This window comes from Spiribacter sp. 1M189 (assembly GCF_040838345.1).
Classification (GTDB): domain Bacteria; phylum Pseudomonadota; class Gammaproteobacteria; order Nitrococcales; family Nitrococcaceae; genus Spiribacter; species Spiribacter insolitus.
The window spans coordinates 1,543,088-1,565,381 of sequence record NZ_JBAKFF010000001.1 but is presented as its reverse complement, the minus strand read 5'-3'; the positions used below and the strand labels follow the sequence as shown (position 1 = coordinate 1,565,381).

The 22,294-nt window shown below is 64.3% G+C and carries 20 protein-coding genes; 9 read left to right on the top strand and 11 right to left on the bottom strand.

What is annotated here, in order from left to right; translation table 11 throughout:
* Positions 1-112: 112 nt before the first annotated feature.
* The 5 genes from cydC to V6X30_RS07875 all read right to left on the bottom strand — a co-directional run bounded on the left by cydC (position 113) and on the right by V6X30_RS07875 (position 6,749).
* On the bottom strand, positions 113-1,840 hold the full coding sequence (cydC, locus tag V6X30_RS07895) for a thiol reductant ABC exporter subunit CydC (RefSeq protein WP_367984072.1): 1,728 nt from the start codon (positions 1,838-1,840) through the stop codon (positions 113-115).
* Positions 1,833-3,548, bottom strand: coding sequence for a thiol reductant ABC exporter subunit CydD (cydD, locus tag V6X30_RS07890; RefSeq protein WP_367984071.1), 1,716 nt, complete (start codon positions 3,546-3,548; stop codon positions 1,833-1,835). Before cydD ends, cydC begins: the two co-directional genes overlap by 8 nt.
* 4 nt (positions 3,549-3,552) lie before the next feature.
* The gene (gene cydB, locus V6X30_RS07885; protein WP_367984070.1) at positions 3,553-4,551 is read right to left on the bottom strand and encodes a cytochrome d ubiquinol oxidase subunit II; all 999 of its coding nucleotides are present in this window, start codon (positions 4,549-4,551) and stop codon (positions 3,553-3,555) included.
* Complete coding sequence (locus V6X30_RS07880; RefSeq protein WP_367984069.1) at positions 4,548-5,969, bottom strand: cytochrome ubiquinol oxidase subunit I; 1,422 nt, start codon at positions 5,967-5,969, stop codon at positions 4,548-4,550. The genes cydB and V6X30_RS07880 overlap by 4 nt, the downstream gene beginning before the upstream one ends.
* Before the next feature lie 87 nt (positions 5,970-6,056).
* Positions 6,057-6,749, bottom strand: a complete 693-nt coding sequence (locus V6X30_RS07875; RefSeq protein ID WP_367984068.1) for a Crp/Fnr family transcriptional regulator — start codon at positions 6,747-6,749, stop codon at positions 6,057-6,059.
* Between the two features lie 110 nt (positions 6,750-6,859).
* Here V6X30_RS07875 and V6X30_RS07870 point away from each other — a divergent pair, with 110 nt between their 5' ends.
* The 3 genes from V6X30_RS07870 to V6X30_RS07860 are packed head-to-tail and all read left to right on the top strand — an operon-like array spanning position 6,860 to position 8,496.
* Complete coding sequence (locus V6X30_RS07870) at positions 6,860-7,060, top strand: YgaP family membrane protein (RefSeq protein WP_367984067.1); 201 nt, start codon at positions 6,860-6,862, stop codon at positions 7,058-7,060.
* Positions 7,061-7,087: 27 nt separating this feature from the next.
* On the top strand, positions 7,088-7,522 hold the full coding sequence (locus tag V6X30_RS07865) for a hypothetical protein (protein ID WP_367984066.1): 435 nt from the start codon (positions 7,088-7,090) through the stop codon (positions 7,520-7,522).
* A 20-nt stretch (positions 7,523-7,542) separates the two neighbouring features.
* Positions 7,543-8,496: a sulfurtransferase gene (locus tag V6X30_RS07860; protein ID WP_367984065.1), complete on the top strand. Its 954-nt coding sequence runs from the start codon at positions 7,543-7,545 to the stop codon at positions 8,494-8,496.
* A 60-nt stretch (positions 8,497-8,556) separates the two neighbouring features.
* On the opposite strand, the gene V6X30_RS07855 is transcribed toward V6X30_RS07860, so the two are convergent.
* From V6X30_RS07855 to V6X30_RS07840, 4 genes are all read right to left on the bottom strand, one after another.
* A complete protein-coding gene (locus V6X30_RS07855; protein WP_367984064.1) occupies positions 8,557-9,153 on the bottom strand; it encodes a LysE/ArgO family amino acid transporter in 597 nt (198 codons plus the stop codon).
* Positions 9,154-9,173: 20 nt separating this feature from the next.
* A complete protein-coding gene (gene hemH / locus V6X30_RS07850; RefSeq protein WP_408022359.1) occupies positions 9,174-10,280 on the bottom strand; it encodes a ferrochelatase in 1,107 nt (368 codons plus the stop codon).
* 110 nt (positions 10,281-10,390) lie between these two features.
* On the bottom strand, positions 10,391-10,756 hold the full coding sequence (locus tag V6X30_RS07845) for a carboxymuconolactone decarboxylase family protein (RefSeq protein WP_367984062.1): 366 nt from the start codon (positions 10,754-10,756) through the stop codon (positions 10,391-10,393).
* Between the two features lie 89 nt (positions 10,757-10,845).
* The gene (locus V6X30_RS07840) at positions 10,846-11,508 is read right to left on the bottom strand and encodes a CsgG/HfaB family protein (RefSeq protein WP_367984061.1); all 663 of its coding nucleotides are present in this window, start codon (positions 11,506-11,508) and stop codon (positions 10,846-10,848) included.
* Between the two features lie 173 nt (positions 11,509-11,681).
* On the opposite strand from V6X30_RS07840, the gene V6X30_RS07835 reads away from it, so the two are divergent.
* The 6 genes from V6X30_RS07835 to V6X30_RS07810 all read left to right on the top strand — a co-directional run bounded on the left by V6X30_RS07835 (position 11,682) and on the right by V6X30_RS07810 (position 17,118).
* Positions 11,682-12,998: an acetamidase/formamidase family protein gene (locus V6X30_RS07835; protein ID WP_367984060.1), complete on the top strand. Its 1,317-nt coding sequence runs from the start codon at positions 11,682-11,684 to the stop codon at positions 12,996-12,998.
* A gap of 85 nt (positions 12,999-13,083) precedes the next feature.
* Positions 13,084-13,950 carry a LysR family transcriptional regulator gene (locus V6X30_RS07830; protein ID WP_367984059.1) on the top strand — a complete coding sequence of 289 codons (867 nt, stop codon included), beginning with the start codon at positions 13,084-13,086 and terminating at the stop codon, positions 13,948-13,950.
* Between the two features lie 2 nt (positions 13,951-13,952).
* A complete protein-coding gene (locus tag V6X30_RS07825; RefSeq protein ID WP_367984058.1) occupies positions 13,953-14,807 on the top strand; it encodes an alpha/beta hydrolase in 855 nt (284 codons plus the stop codon).
* 79 nt (positions 14,808-14,886) lie between these two features.
* Positions 14,887-15,525, top strand: coding sequence for a GntR family transcriptional regulator (locus V6X30_RS07820; RefSeq protein WP_367984057.1), 639 nt, complete (start codon positions 14,887-14,889; stop codon positions 15,523-15,525).
* A gap of 123 nt (positions 15,526-15,648) precedes the next feature.
* Positions 15,649-16,005 carry a MarR family transcriptional regulator gene (locus V6X30_RS07815; RefSeq protein WP_367984056.1) on the top strand — a complete coding sequence of 119 codons (357 nt, stop codon included), beginning with the start codon at positions 15,649-15,651 and terminating at the stop codon, positions 16,003-16,005.
* Positions 16,006-16,101: 96 nt separating this feature from the next.
* Positions 16,102-17,118: a zinc-dependent alcohol dehydrogenase family protein gene (locus V6X30_RS07810; RefSeq protein ID WP_367984055.1), complete on the top strand. Its 1,017-nt coding sequence runs from the start codon at positions 16,102-16,104 to the stop codon at positions 17,116-17,118.
* A 57-nt stretch (positions 17,119-17,175) separates the two neighbouring features.
* Here V6X30_RS07810 and V6X30_RS07805 read toward each other — a convergent pair whose 3' ends face one another.
* Entirely contained in the window at positions 17,176-18,735 is a 1,560-nt protein-coding gene (locus V6X30_RS07805) for a BCCT family transporter (protein WP_367984054.1), read from the bottom strand.
* Between the two features lie 80 nt (positions 18,736-18,815).
* Positions 18,816-22,244: a bifunctional proline dehydrogenase/L-glutamate gamma-semialdehyde dehydrogenase PutA gene (gene putA, locus V6X30_RS07800; protein WP_456242967.1), complete on the bottom strand. Its 3,429-nt coding sequence runs from the start codon at positions 22,242-22,244 to the stop codon at positions 18,816-18,818.
* Positions 22,245-22,294 lie beyond the last annotated feature (50 nt).

Below are 22,294 nucleotides of genomic sequence, written 5' to 3'. Positions count from 1 at the left end.
ACCTTTCACACTGATCAATATTTGAACTGCAATGCTAGCCGATAAGCGTCCGCGGGCACAGCGGGCGACTGGATATGCAGGCGTGCCGAATATCCGGCTACCCGGTCGATCCTCAAACCGGTGTCAGACGACCCGTGCGCAGTTGCAACACCCGCTCAACGGATGGAATCGCGGATGGCTCGTGTCCAAGGACGATGGCCGTGCGTCCCGCGAGCCAGCGCTTGATGGCAAGACTCACGTGGGCGGCGGTGCCCTCATCCAGCCCGCTGAGGGGTTCGTCGAGCACGACGATCGTCGCCTCTCGCAACATCACCCGGCCGAGGGCGAGCCGCCGGGCTTGCCCGCCCGAGACTTCCAGGCCCGATTCCCCGATCCAGGTATCTATTCCATTGGGGCAACCGGCCACGAATTCGTCCAGCGCCAGCGCTTCCAGTAGAGACCATAGACGTGCGTCGCTTGCGTCCGGGCAGGCGACCCGCAGATTGCCGGCGATTGTTCCGCTGAACAGATCGGTGTGCTGTGTAAGGTAGCCCAGCCGAGCGAGATGACTGGCGGGCACCAGCTTTTCGACCGGCTCCCCTCCTGCTGATACCCGACCGCTGTCCGGCACGAGCCATCCGGCAACGAGGTTGGCGAGACTCGATTTTCCGCAGCCTGATGCGCCGATTACGCCGACATGCTCGCCTTCACCGACTACCAGGTTCAGCTCATCGAGGACCTTTGCACCGGCACCGCGGCGTAGGGTGACCGACTCGAATCGGATATCCGGTGCCTGTCCCGATCGTGCCTGTCCCAGAACTGCCTTAGTGGATTGATCGCCACCGCCATGGCCATCGCCCGCCCGGGTCTCATGCCGCGAGGGTGTTGCGTCGAGCTCCCGCGTGTCGAGGCGCTGTGCCGAGGCACGGGCACGGGCCAGGTGCAGTCCGGATCCCGGCAGTACGCCCAGTGGCTCAAGCAGGGCGAGGACGGCCAGGGGCATCATCACCGCGACGGCACCACTGATCCGATCGGCTGTGAACAGACTCAGGGCAGCGAGCAGGACGCCCACCACGACCAGCTGGACGGTGCCGTGAAGGATTGCCTCGCCCGTGGCGATCTCGGCGGCGAGCCGGTTCTCGCCTGCGCGTTCCTCTTCATCGAGACGATCCACGCGTTTGCGGTGATAACCAACACTCCCGAAAGCCTTTAACTCGGTGAGGCCCCGGAGATGGTCCACCAGCTGAGCGCGCAGGTTTGCGTTGGCGCTCGCCAGGCGTCTGGTCAGTGCCTGTCCCAAAGACCAGGCACGAAGTCCGATCAGCGCGCCCGCCGTCGCCAGAATCAGACCAGCGGTTAACGCCACGGTGACCGAGCCGATGGCCAGGAGCGCGCCGGTGATCAGTATCGCGAGGCCGGCGACCAAAGGCGGTGCCAGCCCCCGTAGATAAAGCCCGTCGAGTCGGTCGATGTCCGTGGTCAGCCGATTGAGCAGCTCGCCGCTCCGCAGCGCGCCCAGTGCGCTCGGCGAGAGGTTTGCCAGGCGCGAGAAGGTCTGTCCGCGCAGATCGCGCAGCAGCCTCAACACCACATCGTGGTTGAAGACCCGCTCAAAGTAGCGGGCGACGGTGCGCGTGACGGCAAAGGTGCGGATGCCGCCACCCGGTACATAGATATCAAGCCGCGCCGCAATGCCGGCGGCCAGCAGTGCACCGGTGACAGCGGTTGCGGTAATGAACCAGCCCGAGAGCGCCAGTAGCCCGATCCCGGATGCCGCCGTCACCAGCATGAGTGCGGCACCGATGAGGAGACGGCCGCGGTAGGGACGCAGCATGCTCAGATAAGGGCGCAGCTCATTCATCGAGGACAGGCTCCAGGCACGCATGGCGGATCCGGTAACGGCGCTCTGCGCTGTCCCGCAGTGCCCGGTCATGACTGGCGATCACGATGATGCGGCCCTCGGTGGCGAGGGCGCTCAACCCATCGATGACATAACGCTCGGTTTCGGCGTCGAGGGCTGCCGTTGGCTCATCAAGCAGGATCAGGGGTGCCGGCGAGACAAGCGCCCGTGCCAGCGCCACGCGTTGTGCCTGGCCCCCGGATAGCCCAACGCCACGTTCGCCAACCCCGGTATCGAGTCCGTCCGGGAGGCGCCTGGAGAATTCGGTGACCCCGGCACGATCGGCTGCCGACTCCAGTGCCTCGTCGCCCGCGTCTGGATAACCCAGGCGGATGTTTTCGCGGAGGGTGGCATTGGCGATAAAAGGTGGTGCACCAAGCCAGCCCGTGCGCTCATCTGCCGACGGTCGCCGGATAACACCGGCGGCGGGCGTCAGTAACCCGGCCAGTGCCAGCAGCAATGTCGTCTTGCCGGTCCCGGAGGGGCCTTCGATCAGCACCCGCTCCCCGGGATGGGCCACCAACTTGGCGACTTTCAGCACAACCCCTCGGCCAGGGCGCTGAAGCGTCAGGTCCATGGCGCAGAGGCTGTTATCGCCGTTCGGCGTCCCACCGGTGGGAGCGGGTGCTCCCTCGCGTAGCGGCTCTACGGATGCCGATTCGGCCTCGGCTGCAGCCTCGGCCTGATCCCCAGTCTCGCCCTCGGCCTCGAACTCCATCAGCAATTCTGCCGCCCCCAGTGCAGTGGCTCGGTCATGGTAATGCTGGGCGAGCGTGCGCAGGGGCTGGAAAAACTCCGGGGCGAGCAATAGCACGAATAGACCGCTGAACAGCGTCAGCTCCGGCGCCGGCCCGAGTTCGATGTAACCCAGCAAACCGAAACCGATATAGATGGCGATCACCGCGATCGCCACGGAGGCAAAGAACTCGAGCACTGCAGACGACAGGAAGGCGACCCGTAGCACCCGCATGCTGCGCTGCCGGTACTCATCAGAACCCTCAAGAATCCCGTCCGTGGCGTCCTGCACCCGGCCGAACAGTCGCAGCGTGGTGAGGCCGCGAACGCGGTCCAGGAATTGCCCGGACAGCCGGGCGACCGATTCGAACTGATCACGGTTGAGACGTTCCGCCCCCATGCCGACCAGCGCCATGAAAAGCGGGATGAGCGGCGCGGATACCACCAGGAAGGAGGCGGCGATCCAGTCCTGAGTGAATGCCGTGATGGCAATGGCGACCGGAATCACCACGGCCACGGTCATCTGCGGACGATAGCGGGAATAGTACCCATCCAGGGCACTGATTTGCTCGGTGAGCTGGCTGGCGGTCTCGCCTGTATCCCTGGCGGCAAGACCAGCGGGACCCAATGCCTCAGCGTGAGTGATCAGTCGCGAACGCACGCGCTGTCTCACCGTGTCTGAGGCCTCGATGGACACCCGAGCACGGAGGATCTGGGCGACAGGTCGAAGCAGGACCACCAGGACCAGCATCGCGGCGGGCGCCAGCATGGCATACAGGCTGGCGCCTTCCATCACGACCCGGTAAACGAGCCATGAGATCAGACCCGCCTGGGCGATGATCAGCAGGCCCTCCATGACCCCATACAGAGCGGCAAGCCGCAACCGGGGGGTGACCGCCCGGCCTTCCCGGGCGAGCCATGCGGCGGGTGTCATCTCGCTAGTGGTATCCCTCGCCGGGCCGCACCTTGCCGCGGAATACCCAGTAGGTCCAGGCCGTGTAGGCAAGAACCACCGGTATGACGAACAGTACACCGATCAGCAGGAACATCTGCGACTCGCGCGCCGATGCAGCGTCGTAGAGGGTGTAGTCCGGCGGGACCACGTAAGGCCACTTACTCGCCAGCAGCCCCAGATAGGTGAAGATGAAAAGCCCCATGGTCGCCACGAATGGCAGGCCCTCGGAGCGATTGCGCACGGATCGCATGATCAGCCAGGCGCAGCCCAGTGCGCCCGCGGGCAGGAGCCAGATGGAGAACAGATTGCTGAACCAGCGGTCACGGACGAACTCGTCGACCAATGGTGTCCAGAAGCTGATGATCAGGAATACACCCAGCACGCCGCCGAGCAACTTCGGCGTCAGCCGATAGGCCCAGTCCTGCACCGGGCCTTCCGTTTTCATGATCAGCCAGGTGCTGCCGAGCAGGGCATAGCCCAGCACAAGGCCGATGCCCGTGAGCACGGAGAACGGGGTCAACCAGTCGAAGGCCCCCCCGACATAGGTGAGATTCTCCGTCTGGAAGCCCTGGATATACGCGCCGACGACAATACCCTGCGCCAGCGCGGCAACGGTGGATCCGCCAGCGAAGGCCGCGCTCCACCACCCCTTTTTCTCCGGACTTGCCTTGAAGCGGAATTCGAAGGCCACACCGCGGAAGATGAGGCCCGCCAGCAGAAGAAAAACCCCGAGATAGAGTGCCGGGAGAAGCACGGAGTAAACCAGCGGAAACGCGCCAAGCAACCCCGCGCCACCCAGCACCAGCCAGGTCTCGTTGCCATCCCAGACCGGTGCTACGGAGTTCATCATGACGTCCCGCGATTCTTCGTCCGGGGCGAAGGGATAGAGGATCCCGACGCCCAGATCGAAGCCATCCATGAGCACGTACATGATCACACCAAAGGCGATGATGACCGCCCAGATCATGGTGAAGTCGATCATGTCCAGTCTCCCCTCACCGGTGCCGCGGGAGCGTGATCACCGATCGGGCCCCCCGCGGACAGCGGCCGCTTGGGGTGCGCTCCCGACTCGGTGCTGGCCGGCTCGACATCGGTCATGCCGCCCTTCACCAGCCGCCAGAGGTAGTACCCGCCGGAGGCATACACCACTGCATAGACGGACATGTACCCCACGAGACTGAGTACGGCCATCCAGCCGGTGAGCGAAGGGGTGACACCTTCCGAGAAGTTGATCATGCCGTAGACCAGCCATGGTGCACGCCCGGACTCGGTTGTGAACCAGCCGGCAAGGACGGCAACAAACGGTGCGGCGATCATCAGCGGCAACAGGCGATGGAAGCGCCCCGGCTCATAGAGTCGTCCACGCAGACGCAGCACCAGCCCCCAGATCCCGAAGGCGATCATCAGGAAACCAATCCCCACCATGATCCGGAACGACCAGAACACGATGGATACTGGCGGCTGATCCTCCGGCGCGGCCTCGGTGATCCCCGGCACTACGCCATCCGCCTCATGCGTGAGGATGATGCTGGCGAGCTTGGGGATGCCAATTTCGAAGCGGTTTTCCTGGGCGGCCTTGTCAGGCAGGGCGAACAGCAGCAGCGGCGCACCGGCCTGCGTCTCCCAGTTGCCCTCCATGGCCGCGACCTTGGTCGGCTGGTACTCCAGCGTATTGATGCCGTGGAAGTCACCGATCACCGCCTGCGCCGGCGCCAGGAACAGAATCATCCAGAGACACATGGAAAGCGCCTTGCGATTGGCCTCGACCATGTGGCCCTTGAGTAGGTACCAGGCGCTCACGCCGGCCACTACGAAGCTCCCGGTGAGGAAGCTGGCGACGGCCATGTGCGTGAATCGGTACGGGAAGGAGGGGTTGAAGATCGCCTCGGCCCAGCTGCGCACATGCAGCATGCCGTCCTGGAACTCCACGCCGGCGGGGGTATGCATCCAGCTATTGGCGACGAGAATCCAGAACGAGGAAATAAAGGTACCGAGGGCCACCATGATGGCGGCAAACAGATGCGTGCCCCGGGGCACCTTGTCACGGCCGAATAGCAGCACGCCGAGGAAGGCGGCCTCCAGGAAGAAGGCGGTGACCACCTCATAGCTCAGGATCGGCCCCAGAAAGTTCGCCGACATCTGCGCGAAGTTGCTCCAGTTGGTACCGAACTGGAACGACATCACGATGCCCGAGACGACACCCATGCCAAACGCGACGGCGAAGACCTTGGTCCAGAACCGGGAGAGTTGGGCCCAGGCGGGATTGCCGGTCTTGAAGTGAAGTCCTTCAAGCAGCGCGATATAGGATGCGAGCCCGATGGTGAATACCGGGAATATCGCGTGGAAGGACACAACGAACGCGAACTGGATTCGCGAAAGCAGCAGTGGATCGAACTCCATGGCATCTGCCTCTGTATTGCATGTCTGTGGCGCGCCGTGCGCGCCCGGTTCTCAGTACCGCGCCGCCTGATGACGCTGCGTACCGCCTCAGGCGCTTGCCTTGCCGGCCTGCGCCCGCCCCACGTCAGATAGGGCCGTCGGATTGACGATGGTGATGCGGCCGCGCTCCAGGGTTACCAGCCTCCGCCGCTCGAACTCTTTCAGAAGACGGCTGATGACCTCCCTGGCTGTTCCCAGCTCCACCGCCAGATCCTGATGCGTAATCGATAGCTGCCCATTGCGCTGACGCTCAAGCAGTCGCTCGGCCAGGCGCTGGTCAAGGCGCCGGAAGGCGACCTCCTCGATGACCAGCATCAGTGACTGCAGACGCTGGCCATAGCTCTCGAGGATGGCCTGCCGGAATCCGGCTGCGTCGTTCATCAACCGCTCGGTCAGACCCGCCGGGATGAGCAGCACCTCGCTGTCTTCCTCAACCACCGCCTCCGACTGATGGCTGCCCTGTGTGAGCAGACATGCGACCGAAAGCGGACACAGTTCACCCCCTTTGATCCGATAAAGGACGATTTCGTTCCCGGATGCGCCTACCATCTGCACACGGATTTCGCCGTTGAGTACTAGCGGCAGTCCCTGACATTCATCACCGGGCCCGAACACCGACGTGCCCGCCGGCAGGGTCAGCTGCTGCGCGGCCTGTCTCACCTCGTCCCAGGTGCCCTGGTCCAGGTCTGCGAAGGCAGGTGGCCGTGCATCCGGGACATGACGGGGATCATGTTCATTCATGGTCTGTCCGAAGTTATGTGACTTCATCACTGATCGGCTGATGAGTAGGCGCGCTTACTGGGGTAAACGTTCAGAGACATCCATCGCATTGGGTCAAAGGAGTGCATTTCATGTTCAAACAAAACGTCGGTTCTGCCGACCGCATCGTTCGCGCCATCGTAGGACTGGCCCTCATTGCCATGGCGGTCTTTGGCCAGGGTATGGCGTGGGGCTGGATCGGCCTGGTGCCATTGGCCACCTCGGTCGTCAGCTATTGCCCCGCGTACAGCATTTTCGGTCTAAACACCTGTGGGCGCAACGCCCAGCAGTAACACGCTGATCCCATGAGGAGTCCAGTCATGACACCTATCAAATCTCTGGCCAGCATTCTGCTGCTGGCGCTCTTCTCCAGTGTCGCCATGGCGCAGAACGACGCCGACATGCTCACCATCATCACCAGTGATGAGGATGAGACACAGGCCATGGCCCTGATTCTGACCATGCAGGCCCAGCAGAAAGGGGCGTCACCTCAGGTGCTGCTCTGTGACGACGCCGGTGACCTGGCCGTCCGCTCGGAGGTCGCCGAATCCGAGACGCTGCGCGGCCCCGATGCGAGCCCCGCACAGATGATCCAGGGCCTGGTCAATAACGGTGTGACCGTGGATGTCTGTGCCATTTATCTGCCCAACCGCGAGTACACCGAGGCAGACCTTATCGATGGTGTCGGCGTTGCCCAGCCGCCTGCTGTTGGCGCGCTCGTGGCCGATCCGGCCATCCGTCTTTTCACGTTCTGATCGCCGCGGAGGACGACACCATGCGAAGTGGAACACTCGCGCGAAACCTGATACTCGCTCTGGCGATTGCCGTCCCCGGCATGGCCGGCGCACAGTCCGGCACCTCCATCGCCGATATCGGTCCTGTCGTGGATGCCGAGTGGGTGCTCGACCACCAGGATGAGGCCACGGTGATCAACGTCTCCCGTCGCCCGTCTAACTATGACGAGACCGGCTTTATCGCCGGTGCACCGTTCGTGGGGATGGGTGAGTTCCTCACCGAGCGTCCCGGGCTGAAGGACACGATCCGCTACCTTGCACCCACCGCGGAGCAATTCGAGGCGGTCATGCAGGGTCTCGGTGTGGATGCCGGTGACATGGTGGTCATCGCACCGGCGGGGACCACGGTCTACGGCGACGCCACGGTCGCTTCGCGGCTCTACTGGCAGCTCAAGTACTTCGGCCATGACAACGTCGCTATCCTGGATGGTGGTGTCGCTGCCTGGGATGCTGCCGGTGGCGAGGTGTCCGAGTCACCGGCGGCGTCGCCCGGGGGTGGCAGTTATACGGCGGGAGCGCCGCGTGGCGAGCTGCTCGCCACCACCGATGAAGTGGCGGCGGTGATCGCCGGGGATGAGGCCGCTCAGCTGGTGGATAACCGGCCCCTGCCGCAGTTCACCGGCGTGATGAGCAAGGATTATGTGGATGGCAGCGGTCATCTGCCGGCGGCGAGGCCCGTGCCTTTCAACCTGTTCGTCGCACCCCGTGAGGGCGTTGTCTACTGGCGCACTCCCGAGCAGGTCCGGGACATCGTCTCGGCGATGCTGCCGGGCGTGGAGGGCCGGATCATCGACTATTGCAATTCCGGCCATGTCTCATCGCTGGCCTGGTTTGGTATGTCCGAGATCGGTGGAATGCCCGATGTCGCCCTCTACGATGGTTCGCTGCATGAGTGGACCCTCGACGGTGATCGCTCGCTGGTCATCGGTCAGTAGGCGAGAACCGCAGTTTCCGGGGCAGGCATCGTGCCTGTCCCGGATTCCATCTCCCGGACGTTACCCGCCCGTCAGCAATCCAATGGCGATCGCCCAGACCATCAGGGCGATACCTCCTTCCAGTATCCGCCATGCGGCAGGCCGGGCGAATAACGGCTGAAGCGGCCTGGCGCCGTAGCCAAGGGCGAAGAAGAACAGAAACGATCCGGTGATCGCACCGCCGGCAAACGCCGTTCTTGCGCCTTCGAACTGGGTCGAGATCGTCCCCAGCATCACCACTGTATCGAGATAGACATGGGGGTTGAGCCAGGTGATCGCCAGGCAGGCCAGCAGCGTGCGCCCCAGGCGATTACCGGCAGCGCCCACGCTCGGCGCCTCACCCGCATGCAGTGCACCGCGCGAGCGGAGTGCGGACCAGAGGCTCCTGGCGCCGAAGACGAATAAAAAGAGCGCGCCGGCGATACGCGCCGTTGGCTCGATCCAGGGCAGCCACGCCGTGATCCCTTCAAAGCTTGTCACGCCAAGCGCGATCAGGGCGGCATCCGACAGTGCGCAGGTCAGGCAGACGGCGAACACATGTTCGCCGAGCAGTCCCTGTCGCAGGACGAAGGCATTCTGAGCGCCGATGGCGACGATGAGCGCGAGGCCCATCGCCATGCCAGTGAAGAATACGCTGGTCAGTAGTCGCAGCCCATGGCCTTGGCCCGCTCCCGGGTCGCCTTGGGATCCCGCCGGTTCCGCAGGACCTCCGGGCTTGCTTCCGGCCAGCCCTGAAGATGGTCGATGGCCAGGTTGGTCAACATATCGAGGTGGTCCGGTCGGGCGTTGAGCGCCCGGATATAACGCAGCTCGCCGCCGCCGTTTTCTTCGAAGATCTCCGCGTTTTCGCCCTCGATCTCCTCGAGTGTCTCGAGGCAATCCGCGGAGAACCCGGGACAGATCACATCGAGCTTCTTCATCCCCGATTCGGCGAGGCTCTTGACGGTCTCGTCGGTATAGGGCTGCAACCAGACCTCGCGTCCGAAAAGCGACTGGAAGGTGACCTGCCATTCACCGTCGTCCATGCCCAGTCGCTCCGCTACCAGGCGCGCGGTTTTCTGGCACTGGCAGTGATAGAAATCGCCATTCAGCAGGTAACGCCGCGGCATGCCATGGAAGGAGAAAAGCATTTTCTCCGCCTTGCCATGGGCTTCCCAGTGCTCGCGAATGGTGTTGGCCAGGGATTCGATGTACTGCGGGTCGTCGTGGTACTGCCCGATGAGTCGCAATTCCGGGATTACGCGCCACTTCTTGAGCTCGTCGAAAACGGCGTCGTAGGTGGACCCCACCGTGGTGGCGGAGTACTGGGGGTAGAGTGGCATGACCAGAATACGCTCCGCGCCCGCTTCACGAAGCTTGCGCAACCCGTCCCGGATGGACGGGTTGCCGTAGCGCATGGCGAGTTCGACGCTGACCGGGCCATCGAGCCGCTCTGCCAGTCGCGTAGCAATCCCCTCAGTCTGTTCCTTGCCGATGGTGAGCAGCGGTGAGCCGCCTTCTTCCCATACTTCGGCGTAGGCGGCGGCGGATTTTTTCGGTCGGGTGCGCAGAATGACACCATGCAGCAGCAGCCACCAGAGCGGGCGATTGATCTCGACGACGCGCGGATCACCCAGGAATTCGGCCAGATAGCGTCGCAAGGCTGGCGCCGTGGGCGCATCGGGGGTTCCCAGGTTGGTGACCAGCACGCCCAGACGCGGCACATCGTCGTGGTGGGCATTCGGCTTAGAGCTGTACATTGGCATGTCGGTCAGTCCCGCATTCGACAGAAAACGCCAATGATAGGCCGGAACCGCTGCTGGGGAAAATGCAACGGTGCATGACGATCGATAGTCAGAGTCTATGAATCAAGACATTAGACGTCGTCATCCGCCTCGTCGTCCTCTTCCTCATCCGCTTCTTCATCGTCTTCGGAGAGGACATCCTCTATCCAGGTGAGGCCGGCGACTGCCGCCGGGAATCCCGCCGTGGGAATGGCCAGCAGCGCAACCTGGCGCAGGGCCTCGGCGCTGAACCCCTCGTCCAGGGCACGACGTGTATGCGAATGGGTGGCGCCCTCGCTGCCGATGCCGATGGCCAGGGCCAGCTTCACCAGCCGGCGCTCGCTGCCGTCCAGCGGGCCCGATTCGGCCACCGCCAGCCCCAGGTCGCTGTAGGCATCCCAGACATCCGGATTGTTGGTGGCGACATCATTCGCGCCATGCGGGAGATCGTTGCTCATTGCTTGACTCCGGTTGTCGTGCAGGCCGTGATGTCAAAACGGTATCACGGCCTGATTCTCCGCAAGGGGTTCATTCGCGCATGCTGCGCTCAGCGCATGGGCAGACTCTGCGTGAGCTGGTCGATGAGAATGGCCGTCTGCTCCTGACGCTGTTTGGATAGCGCATCCGCGGCGATCCCGCCACCAACGGCGCCACCTACACCGCCTACAACGGCGCCGGTGTCATCACCCACCTCGGCACCAATGATGCCGCCGCCAATGGCGCCAAGCAGCTGTCCAGCCCGGCGGGTCATGCTGGCCCCCGTCCGGGCGCTGCCGGAGGCGGACCAAAGGATCGTGCCGTCCTCCACGTCCACCATCTGGGCGCTCATGCTCATGTCGTCGCCGAATTCCGGAATGTTCACCAGAACGACACTATCCACGTTCAGCACCTGGCCCGCCCGGGCCGCTCCGGAGGCTGTGGTGACCTGCGATCGTGAAAAGTCCTGCTCCTCAAGGACCGCGTTGATCTGGCTGCGCTCGATCGGGCTGTAGCCATGGCGCAGCAGGGCCTGGTTGAACATGCTGGCGATCTGGTCACGGGCGGCCTGTCCACCGACCCCCTCAACCGACACAACCGCCGTGCGCTGGATACTGGCGAAATCAAAACTGCGGTTGTACTCCCCGCTGCCGCTCACCGAAGCGCAGGCGCTTACCACCAGTGCCATCGCCATCGCGAGCCAGACACTTCTCCATTCCCGGATCATCTGCATCGAAACTCTCCTTGCCATGTCCTCTGTGATTGACCCGATCATGACCGAGGTGTTCTCCCGAGTCACGTCTCTTGCCGAGGATCCGCAGTGCTGTCCTCATCAGGCAAGGGCGATTGCCATTCGAGGCATTCCGCCGGATACTCGAAACATCACGATTCCCGAGGAGTGAGAGCATGCTGGACAAGACCAAGAACCCGGCCAGGCGCAGCCTGGTGGTGAACGAATTCACGAATTCCGTACTGGATCCCGACGGGCCGATGCTGGGACCGGTGGAGGATGGCGGCACGGTCATCGCCAACACCGCGCCTGGCTGCTGGGGGCCGATGATTACGCCCAGTCTGCGCGGAGGCCACGAGGTGACCCGCCCGGTGGAGGTGGCCGGTGCAGAGGTTGGTGACGGTCTCGCCATCCGCATCCGCGATATCACCGTGACGGCCACCGCCACCGCGTCGGGCCACGATTCGTCGCCCGAGGGATTCTGCGTGGGCGACCCCTACGTCGCCGCGCGCTGCCCGACCTGCGATACCGTCTGGCCGGAAACCCATGTGGAGGGGATCGGTCAGGATTCCGTGCGCTGCGATGTCTGCGGAAACCCGGTCAAGCCCTTCGAGATCGTTCATGGCTACACGGTGGCCTTCGACGACACACGCAGCGTCGGCGTGACGCTGCCGAAGGAGGCCGCCGAAAAGGTCGGCCACGAGGCGGACCACTATGCGGCGCTGCCGGATGGCAGCCATCAGCACTCGATCCTGAACTACGCGCCGTCCGATATGCCGGGAGCGCTGGTGCGGATGCGCCCGTTCCTGGGGCAGCTCGGTAGCTGCCCGTCGCGCGCCATGCCGGATAGCCATAATGCCGGGGATTTCGGGGCTTTTCTGGTGGGCGCTCCGCATGACTATGCCATCAGCGCCGAGGAGCTGGCCCGGCACAAGACCGACGGGCATATGGATATCGACGCAGTGCGGGCCGGCGCGATTCTCGTCGCACCATGCAAGGTCAAGGGTGGCGGCCTCTACCTCGGTGACATGCATGCGGGCCAGGGCGATGGCGAAATTGCAGGCCACACGATGGATGTCTCTGGCAGCGTGACCCTGCAGGTGGAGGTGGTGAAGGACTACCCCATTGATGGCCCGGTGCTTTTCCCGCTGGTTGAGGATCTGCCGCCCATGGCGCGGCCGTTCTCGGCCGAGGAGCAGGCAAAGGGCGAACGGCTCGCCCGGCGCTGGGGCATGGAGACCCTCGACCCCATGGCACCGATTTCCGTGATCGGGACAGCCGCCAACCTCAATGATGCGATCGACAACGGACTTGAGCGTGCCGGCCGGCTGCTGGATATGACGGTGGCGGAGGTGCGTAACCGTGCCACGGTGAATGGTGCCATCGAGATCGGCCGTGCGCCGGGCGTGATCCAGGTGACTTTCCTGGCGCCGCTGGCAAGGCTGGATGCCTTCGGCCTCGGCGACTACGCCCGCGAGCAGTACGGCGTATAACCGCCCTTGGCGGCCGGCCTGACCGGCCGCCATTGATCGTTTCCGTTTTGGGTTTTCGCCATGTCGTTCTGTAGTATCGAACGATATGGCGATACTCAATTTTCATCATCTGCGCTACTTTCATGTGGTTGCCCACGAAGGGCATCTCACCCGGGCGGCGGAACGGCTGAATGTGTCTCAGTCCACGCTGTCCGCGCAGATCCGCCAGCTTGAGGATCGTCTGGGGCAACCGCTTTTCGAGCGCCGCGCGCGGGCGTTGCATCTCACCGAGGCGGGACGGATCGCGCTGGATCATGCCGATACCATCTTCGCGACCGGTGATGAGCTGGTGGCGACGCTTCAGCAGACCGGCCAGCCCCGGCAGGCGCTGAGGGTCGGCGCGCTCGCGACTCTGTCCCGAAATTTCCAGCTCGCTTTCCTGCGGCCGGTTCTCGACCGGTCCGACGTGGAGGTCATCCTGCGGGCCGGGAGCGCCGGCGAACTGTTCGAGGCCCTGCTGGCGCTGCAACTGGATGTGGTGCTCACCAACGAGCCGCCACGAGCCGACGCACTGCATCCGTTCATCACGCACCGGCTTGCCGAGCAACCGGTCAGTCTCATCGGCACGCCGACGCTGGTCGCGCTGGGGGACTCTCTCGAAACCTGGCTATCCGCTGCGCCACTGCTCCTGCCCAGCCGTTCCAGCGGACTGCGCACGGCATTCCGCGCCGTGCTCTCTGGTATCGACGTGCAACCGAGAATTGCAGCGGAAATCGACGACATGGCCATGCTGCGGTTGCTGACCCGGGAGGGCGCCGGGCTCGCCGTCATTCCGCCGATCGTTGTTCGTGACGAGCTCGACAGCGGCGAGCTGGTCGAGGCGGATCGTCTTCCGGCGATGAGCGAGGCGTTTTATGCCGTAACCAGCGAGCGTCGCTTCCCCAATCCGCTGTTAAGCGACATGCTGCCCTGAGCATGATGCTCTGGATCCTGTCCGCGCTTGGGCTGACTTTGCTGCTGCTATGGGGCGGGGGCAAATGGCTGCATTGGAGTCTGGCCGCACCTCGCCGGCCAGTGAACGGTGAACCTGCCGATCACGGCGTGGTTGGCCAAGAGATCTCCATTCCCACCGCGCGAGGGCGTCGGCTTTCGGGTTGGCTGCTGGATGGCGACCCACGCGTGGGTCGCGTGGTGATCTGCCATGGCTGGGGCGTTAATCGGCTGTTCATGCTGGCTCTGGCGAGACCGCTGCAGGACGCCGGCTGGCAGGTATTGCTCTTTGATGTGCGAAACCATGGCAGCAGCGATGCCGACAACTTTTCGTCGATGCCACGCTTTGCGGAGGATATTGACGCCGCAGCCAGCTGGATGCGGCGCGGGGAGGATGGCAGTGAAGGCCCGCTGGTGCTGATCGGCCATTCCGTGGGCGCGGCGGCGACCCTTCTGGCCGCCTCCTGGCGGAACGACATTGATGGAGTGATCAGTCTCTCCGGTTTTGTACACCCCGAGCTCATGATGAAACGCTGGCTCGCCGCCCGGCGGATCCCGTTCATGCCCATCGGCTGGCTCGTGCTCCGTTATGTTGAACGGGTGATCGGGCATCGTTTCGATGATATCGCCCCGGTCAGCGTCATCCGGCACATCCATGTGCCGGTACTCGTTGCCCATGGCCGGCGCGATCAGGTGATTCCGCCGGCGGATGCTGAGACCCTTGCGCAGGCCGGTGATCCGGCGACCACGAGACTGGTCTGGCTCGAAGGTGGGCACGACCTGAGTCGGGAGTTGACCGTGCAATGGCCGCAATTGGCGGATTTCCTGGCGCAGCTTTGAGGGAGAGGCATTGCATGCCGATATCACCTTGCGCATGATGCCTGACTAACCTACCGACTTCTCAGCCTCGGGCATTAGCATGGATACCGTCACCGATCAGGTCTGCCTGGCCATCCGCCAACGCATCCTCCGCGGAGCGTTCCCGGGTGGAGCGTTTCTGCAGGAGCAGGCGCTGGCGGACGAGCTTCGCACGTCGGTTGCTCCGGTGCATGAAGCGCTGGTGCGTCTCGCCGCCGATGGCTGGCTCGAGCTCATTCCCTACCGAGGGGCTCGGGTGATCGAGTGGACCCGCGAGGACAGCCATGAGGTGTTCGAGCTGCGTGCGCTGCTGGAGGCGTATGCAGCGCGGCGTGCCGCCACCCGTATCCGTCCGCCTCAATTGACCCGGCTGCGCGCCATCGTCGACGAGGAGAAGGCCCTGGTGCAGCAGGACGGGCCACCGCATGAGCGACTCAGCGAGCTGAATCTCGAGTTCCACGAGACAATCCTGGTGGCGGCGGGTAGCCGACGGCTACAGCGTTCACTGGAGACGGTCCTGCATGGCGCGACATCCACGCGCAGCACCTACGGACTGACGCGCGCTGCCATGGACAAGGCCCTCGACGAGCACGCCGAGATCGTCGATGCGCTGGCCAATGCCGACGGCGAGCGGGCCTCCGATCTCATGCAGATCCACATTCTCTCCGTGGCCCGTGGCCAGCCCGACGGGCGGAGCTAGCCTGCGCGGAAACCGGTCACGAAATCCCCTCCAGCCAGATACTAAATTAGTAGCCGAAATTCGTTGCGACCCGTCCGTGGCGTGGATAGCGTCCAGAGCTTTACGGATAGAGAGGGGATTGCCATGGAGCGGCAGGAGGCGCTGGCGGATGCACGCCTGACCGAGCGACTGCGGCAGGCGCTGTCGCCCGCGCTACCCCATGGGGCGTCCTTGATCCCACTGGATATCCTCGTTGTCGTGTCGATTGCCCATCACCTCGATCAGCCGCTGAGCGTCAAGCAGCTGCTTGCCGTGCTGCCATATTCCGTCACCGGTATTCGCTACAACCTCGCCCAGCTGGTTGCCGACGGCTGGGTGATCAAGGCGCGCAACGGGGACGATCGACGTCTTGTTCATCTGCGCCCCACCAAGCGCGTGGCCGAGGCCTTTGCCGAGGTCAGGGCGGAGGTGCTGGAGACGGTCGACCAACCGCCCCGATGAGGGGAAGTGCCCTGGCCTCGTCATGCTTGCATTGCCGTCCCGGCCTGATCAGCATGGGCAGCACTGAACGGAAGAACGCTTTTCGAGGAGGACGGCATGGGTAATCGCGTACTGAGACTCGCCCCCGGGGGCGGCTTTGATCAGGTGAGCATCGAGGAGGCCGGAGAGCCGCCAGCACCCGGACCGGGGGAAATCACCGTCCGACTGCGCGCCAGTTCGCTCAACTTTCATGACTACGGCGTGGTGAAAGGCCCGATGGCGCCGAAGGACGAGGCGCGCATCCCGTTGTCGGATGGCGCCGGCGAGGTGACCGCGGTGGGCGAGCGAGTGACCGATTTCGCCGAGGGCGATGCGGTGGTCAGCACGTTCTTCCCCCACTGGCTGGATGGCGATCCCGAGCTCGAAGGCTTTGGCGGGACGCCGGGTGACGGCATCGACGGCTATGCCCGGGAGAAGGTCACCCGCCCGGCGACCGCCTTCACACGGATTCCGGCCGGCTGGAGCCATGCCGAGGCGGCGACCCTGACCACGGCGGGCGTGACGGCATGGCGGTCGCTGTTCGTCCACGGCAATCTCCAGCCTGGTCATACCGTGCTCACCCTGGGGACCGGGGGCGTGTCGATCTTCGCACTCCAGTTGGCCGTGGCGGCGGGTGCCCGAGTGATCTCCACCTCATCCAGCGATGAAAAACTCGAGCGGCTCAAGTCGATGGGCGCTGAAGCGGTGATCAATTATCGTGATACGCCGGACTGGGGTAAGGCGGTGCGTGAACTGACCGGTGGCCGGGGCGTCGACCATGTGGTCGAAGTCGGCGGGCCAGGGACGCTGCAGCAGTCGATGGTGGCGGCGGCGGTAGGCGGTCATATTTCGCTGATCGGTGTGCTCACCGGTGTAAAGGGCGACTTCCCCCTGATTCAGGCCCTGCTGAGGCAGCAGCGTCTGCAGGCCGTACTGGTTGGCAGCCGTCGTGATCAGCAGGACATGGTGTCGGCGATGGAGGCCACGGATATCCGACCGGTCATCGACCGGCATTTCCCGCTGGATCAGCTGGTCGATGCCTTCCGGCACGAGGAGAGCGGTGCCCACTTCGGCAAGATCTGCATCGACATCTAGCGGCGCTGATGGCGATCCGGCCCCGATCAGCTCGGGGCCTGGCCTGAGATGGCAGCCTCACCGCACCAATCCCTGACGGCGTGCCATGGCATACGCGGCTTTCGGACCGGTCCATAACGATGGCAGCAGGATCAGCGATACCGGGATGGCGGTCACCACGATGAACTGCTGGAGCGCCGAGATCTGCCCTGCTCCCATGTAGAGGAGAATGCCTGCCATCACGGCCAGGGCAATACCCCAGAAAGCCCTTACCAGGGTGCTCGGCCGGTCGTGCCCGGTGGCTACCATCGAAATGGTATAGCTCATCGAGTCGCCCGTGGTGGCGACGAAAATGGTCGTCAGCACCAGGATAGCGACCGCCATCAGGCTCCCCAGCGGCAGCGCCTCGGCCACGGTCAGCGTCGCAACATCAAAACGGAAGTTGGTCAGCGCTTCGGCAAGATCGATGGTTCCGGTCAGCTGGTAGTAGATCCCCGATCCACCCAGCAGCGTGAACCAGACCGTGGTGGCGATGGGTGCGGCCACGCAGATGGCGAGGATCATCTGACGCACGGTGCGGCCACGGGATATGCGCGCGACAAAGAGCGCCATGAGCGGCCCGTAGCCAATGAACCAGGCGAAGAAGAACACCGTCCACCACTTCATCCACCAGTCGGGGGCGGTCTGCGTGGTCATGGTGGCCATCGACAGGAAATTGCCCAGATAGGCGCCAAGCGCCTGAGTATAGGCATCGACCAGAAACAGCGTCGGGCCAAGGATCAGGATGACCGCACCGATGGCCAGGGCCAGATAGACGTTGAAGCGGCTTAGCAGCTGGATGCCGCGATGGATTCCGCTGACCGCCGAACTCACGTAGATCGCCCCCAGAATGAAGAGGACAGCGAGCTGTGTGCCGTATCCCTCGGACAGGCCGAACAGGACGTTCCCGCCATAGGCCACCTGCGTGGCAAGGAATCCGATCGGCCCCACGGTGCCGGCCACCACGGCGATGACGCACACTGCATCAACGATCCCGCCGAACAGGCCATGCATCACGCGATCACCAAACACGGGATAGAGCAGGGTGCGGGGTTGCAGCGGCTGTCCGTTGACGTAATGGGCATGGACCAGCACCAGACTGGTCAGCCCTCCGAGCACGGCCCATGCCAGAAACCCCCAGTGCATGAAGGACTGGGCGAGGGCACCCTGGATCGCTTCCGGGGTGCCAAGCTCCGCATCGAAGGCCGGCGGACTCTGGGCGATGAAGTGGTAAACCGGCTCACCGGCCGCGAAGAATACGCCACCCCCGGCAAGCAGGGTGCACATGATGATGGCTACCCAGCGAAAGGTGCTCATCTCGGGTTCTTCGAGGTCGCCCATGACCGCCCCACCGGCCGGCGAGATGGCCACCGCGATCGCGATCACGAAGGTCAGCAGCAGGAGGAGCTGGAAGTAAGCCCCAAGATACTTGGCCGTCCAGGTGAACCCGGCACCCACCAGCTGCGAGAGCAGATCGACGTCGTAAACGGAAAGTCCGATGAACAGTAGAATGAACCCGGCGCTGATGCCCAGCACCCATGGGTCGCCCAGTTCATTGCCGCTTCGCGTCGCTGCCCCTTGATGCGGGTATCCCGCCATGTCGCCTCCGCAGTGGAAAAAGGGCGCTATCCTGCGGAGAGACAGGCGGGAAGTAAAGTTGATAGCGCCAATCGATCGGCTTACTGAACCTTCGCCAGCAGCTGTGCGTTACCACCCGATGCGGTGACGTCCACGCAGACATGACGCTCATGGTTGACATGCGCCCGGTCCGGGCAGCCGGTGATGACCGGCAGGATGGGGCCATCCCGCCGCGAGAGCGCCAGCGCATAGGGCCGTGTACTGGCCTCGTCACCCCACCAGATCACGCCGGAGAAGCCCTCCAGTGTCTCCAGTGCCTCCGGCAAGAGCTGCCCGGTGACTTCAACGGCCGTGCCCCCCAGTGCCTCCACCTGGCGTCGCTGCTCCGCCGCCGCGGCGGGGCCCGGGCCAAGGCACAGGACCGGCGGTCGCGGGACATGATACAAGCGGTTGGACTCGCCGGTGGGACCGGGCATGTCCATGCTCTCCGCCGGCATGGCCGGATCCGGCAGCGCATTGATTTCGGCCTGGATGGCGGACATGTCAGCGTCTCCTGCGGGGGTCTCCACGGCAACCGCCGGAGTATCGGGCGCCGCAAAGCGCGGGACATAGTCGGGCCCGCCGGCTTTCGGGCCCGTGCCCGAGAGCCCCTCGCCGCCAAAGGGCTGAGACGCCACGATCGCACCGATCTGGTTGCGGTTCACATAGATGTTGCCGGCATGCACCCGATCGACGATGTGCTGGACCCGATCCTCGATCCGGGTGTGCAGGCCGAAGGTCAGGCCGTAGCCGCGGGCATTGATCCGTTCGATCACGGCGTCCAGATCCTGCGCCCGGTAGCTGGCTACATGCAGAACCGGGCCGAAGATCTCGCGCTCGAGATCCTCAATGCCGTCCACCTGAATCACCGTCGGGCCAATGAAGTGGCCGCTCCCCGGCGCGTTGACCTGCTTGATCAGCCGCCCGGCGCCGCGGGCCCGGTCGATGTAACCGGCGATGTCGGCCGCGGCATCGGCGTCGATTACCGGGCCGATGTCGGTGGACAAACGCCATGGATCGCCCAGCCGCAGCTCGTCCATGGCTCCCAGCAGCATCTCCATGAAGTCTTCACGGACGTCCTCCTGGATGTAGAGGCAGCGCAGGGCCGAGCAGCGCTGCCCTGCCGACTGGAATGCACTCGCCAGAACGTCCCGGACGGCCTGCTCGTGCAATGCCGTGGAGTCGACGATCATGGCGTTCAGACCGCCGGTCTCAGCGATGAGCGGGGTGCCTGGCGCCAGATGCTGGCTCATGTTCCGCCGAATGGCCTGGGCCGTGTCGGTGCCACCGGTAAAGGCGACACCATTGATGCGCGGATCGCCGGTGAGGGCGGCTCCCACAGTGGCACCGTCACCGGGGAGGAACTGCAGAGCGGATTGCGGGACGCCGGCCTCATGCATGAGAGCCACGCCCTTGGCGGCTGTCAGCGGTGACTGCTCGGCCGGCTTGGCCAGCACCGCATTGCCGGCCGCCAGCGCCCCGGCGACCTGACCGGTGAAGATGGCGAGCGGAAAGTTCCATGGGGAAATGCAGGCGAAGCGGCCGCGCGGAGCGGGTTCCAGGCACTTCGCCTGACGGGCGTAGTAATAGAGGAAGTCGATGGCCTCGCGTAGCTCACCCACGGCATCCAGCAGGTTCTTGCCGGCCTCGCGGGCGACAATCGCAATAATCTCCCCAAAGTCCCGCTCATAGAGCTCGGCGGCCCGTTCCAGTACGGTCGCCCGTTCGCGCGGACTGGCGCCCCAGGGCGTCGCCGCCGTGATGGCCTGTTCAACCTCCGTTGCGGTGGCGTCGCGGACCAGACCAACGGTGTCGTCCGGATCCGCCGGATTGATCATGGGGCGCCATTCGGCGGCCTCCGGATCCAAGGGGATGACGGTAATGGGCATGGCCCGGAAGTCGCGGTCGCGGAAGGGGCGCCTCGCCCCCTCGATGCAATCCAGATCGGCGATATCGCCCAAATCGAAACCACGCGCGTTGCGTCGCGTGGGCAGGAATATCTCCGGCCCGCGGGAAAGCCCCGGGTTGACGGGCTGCACGACATCATCGAGCGCCTCGAACGGGCAGGCGACCACTTCCTCCGGCGGAACGGCTTCATCGACGATCTGGTTGACGAATGAGGAGTTGGCGCCGTTCTCGAGCAGTCGACGGACGAGGTAGGCAAGAAGGTCGCGGTGTTCTCCCACCGGCGCATAGATGCGACAGCGGGTGCCGTTGCGCTCCATGACGATGTCATGCAGTCGTTCGCCCATGCCATGCAGCCGCTGGAACTCGAAGGCCTCGCGGGGGATCGCCATCTCGTCCGCCATCGCCAGCACGGCTGCCACCGAGTGGGCGTTGTGGGTGGCGAACTGGGGATAGAGGCGGTCGGTCATGCCCAGCAGCTTGCGCGATACCGCCAGATAGCTGACATCACTGCCGGCCTTGCGCGTGAATACCGGGAATCCATCAACGCCCAGCACCTGGGTGCGTTTGATCTCGGTATCCCAATAGGCGCCCTTCACCAACCGCAGTGTCATGCGGCGGTCGAGGCGTTGGGCCAATTGGTAGAGCCAGTCCACCGTATCGGCCGCCCGCTGGCCATAGGCCTGGACGACCATGCCAAAGCCGTTCCAGTCGGCAAGGGCCGGATCCGCCAGCGTGGCCTCGGCAACCTCCAGCGAGAGGGCGAGCCGGTCGGATTCCTCGGCATCGATGTTAAAGCCAAGCCCTTTCTCCGCGGCGAGCCGCGCCAGTGCAGTCACCCGCGGCACCAGCTCGGCCAGCACTCGATCACGCTGGGCGAGCTCGTAGCGTGGGTGGAGTGCCGAGAGTTTGACGGAAATACCGGGGTTGTCCCGGCTGTCATCATGCTCGGCCGCTCCACTGATGGCGAGGATCGCCGCGCGGTAGGCCTCGAAATACTGGTCGGCATCGGCGGCCGTCCGGGCCGCCTCGCCAAGCATGTCATAGGAGTAGGTGAACCCCTTTTTCTCGAGGCCCCTGGCGCGTTTCATGGCCGCCTGAATGGATTCGCCAAGCACGAACTGCCGTCCCATCTCGCGCATGGCCCGCCCCACGGCGGTGCGGATCACCGGCTCGCCCAGTCTCTTGAATGCGCTGCGCAGATTCCGGGTTACACCGCGGCCCTCATCATCGAGTATGCGTCCGGTGAGCATGAGGGCCCATGTGGAGGCGTTGACCAGACTGGAGCTGGAATGCCCCATGTGCTGGCCCCAGTCGGATGGCCGGATCTTGTCCTCGATCAGGGCGTCGATGCTGGGTGCATCCGGTACCCGGAGCAGTGCCTCGGCCAGGCACATAAGCGCAATGCCCTCGTCGGTCGACAGGCCATACTCGGCCAGGAAGACCTCCATCAGGCCCGGCCGTGCGCTGCTGCGGATCTGCCTGACCAGCTCGGCGGCATCACTCACGATGCGCTGCCGCTGCTCCCGGTCGACTGCTGCTGTATCGACCATCTGCTGCAGGGTGGGTATCTCGGCCCGGCGCATGCCGTGGGTAAGTCCCGCGGGCAGGTGGAGGGGCCGTTCGGTGTCGAGTG

Excerpts from the sequence above, each read along its gene's own strand:
- cydB (WP_367984070.1), bottom strand. The coding sequence starts at position 4,551 with ATGATCGACTTCACCATGATCTGGGCGGTCATCATCGCCTTTGGTGTG.
- V6X30_RS07835 (WP_367984060.1), top strand. The coding sequence starts at position 11,682 with ATGCTGGACAAGACCAAGAACCCGGCCAGGCGCAGCCTGGTGGTGAAC.
- V6X30_RS07815 (WP_367984056.1), top strand. The coding sequence starts at position 15,649 with ATGGAGCGGCAGGAGGCGCTGGCGGATGCACGCCTGACCGAGCGACTG.
- V6X30_RS07875 (WP_367984068.1), bottom strand. The coding sequence starts at position 6,749 with ATGAATGAACATGATCCCCGTCATGTCCCGGATGCACGGCCACCTGCC.
- cydC (WP_367984072.1), bottom strand. The coding sequence starts at position 1,840 with ATGAATGAGCTGCGCCCTTATCTGAGCATGCTGCGTCCCTACCGCGGC.
- V6X30_RS07840 (WP_367984061.1), bottom strand. The coding sequence starts at position 11,508 with ATGCAGATGATCCGGGAATGGAGAAGTGTCTGGCTCGCGATGGCGATG.
- V6X30_RS07880 (WP_367984069.1), bottom strand. The coding sequence starts at position 5,969 with ATGGAGTTCGATCCACTGCTGCTTTCGCGAATCCAGTTCGCGTTCGTT.
- cydD (WP_367984071.1), bottom strand. The coding sequence starts at position 3,548 with ATGACACCCGCCGCATGGCTCGCCCGGGAAGGCCGGGCGGTCACCCCC.
- V6X30_RS07870 (WP_367984067.1), top strand. The coding sequence starts at position 6,860 with ATGTTCAAACAAAACGTCGGTTCTGCCGACCGCATCGTTCGCGCCATC.
- V6X30_RS07830 (WP_367984059.1), top strand. The coding sequence starts at position 13,084 with ATGGCGATACTCAATTTTCATCATCTGCGCTACTTTCATGTGGTTGCC.
- putA (WP_456242967.1), bottom strand. The coding sequence starts at position 22,244 with ATGCGCCGGGCCGAGATACCCACCCTGCAGCAGATGGTCGATACAGCA.
- V6X30_RS07820 (WP_367984057.1), top strand. The coding sequence starts at position 14,887 with ATGGATACCGTCACCGATCAGGTCTGCCTGGCCATCCGCCAACGCATC.
- V6X30_RS07865 (WP_367984066.1), top strand. The coding sequence starts at position 7,088 with ATGACACCTATCAAATCTCTGGCCAGCATTCTGCTGCTGGCGCTCTTC.
- V6X30_RS07855 (WP_367984064.1), bottom strand. The coding sequence starts at position 9,153 with ATGGCGATGGGCCTCGCGCTCATCGTCGCCATCGGCGCTCAGAATGCC.
- V6X30_RS07810 (WP_367984055.1), top strand. The coding sequence starts at position 16,102 with ATGGGTAATCGCGTACTGAGACTCGCCCCCGGGGGCGGCTTTGATCAG.
- hemH (WP_408022359.1), bottom strand. The coding sequence starts at position 10,280 with ATGCCAATGTACAGCTCTAAGCCGAATGCCCACCACGACGATGTGCCG.
- V6X30_RS07860 (WP_367984065.1), top strand. The coding sequence starts at position 7,543 with ATGCGAAGTGGAACACTCGCGCGAAACCTGATACTCGCTCTGGCGATT.
- V6X30_RS07825 (WP_367984058.1), top strand. The coding sequence starts at position 13,953 with ATGATGCTCTGGATCCTGTCCGCGCTTGGGCTGACTTTGCTGCTGCTA.
- V6X30_RS07845 (WP_367984062.1), bottom strand. The coding sequence starts at position 10,756 with ATGAGCAACGATCTCCCGCATGGCGCGAATGATGTCGCCACCAACAAT.
- V6X30_RS07805 (WP_367984054.1), bottom strand. The coding sequence starts at position 18,735 with ATGGCGGGATACCCGCATCAAGGGGCAGCGACGCGAAGCGGCAATGAA.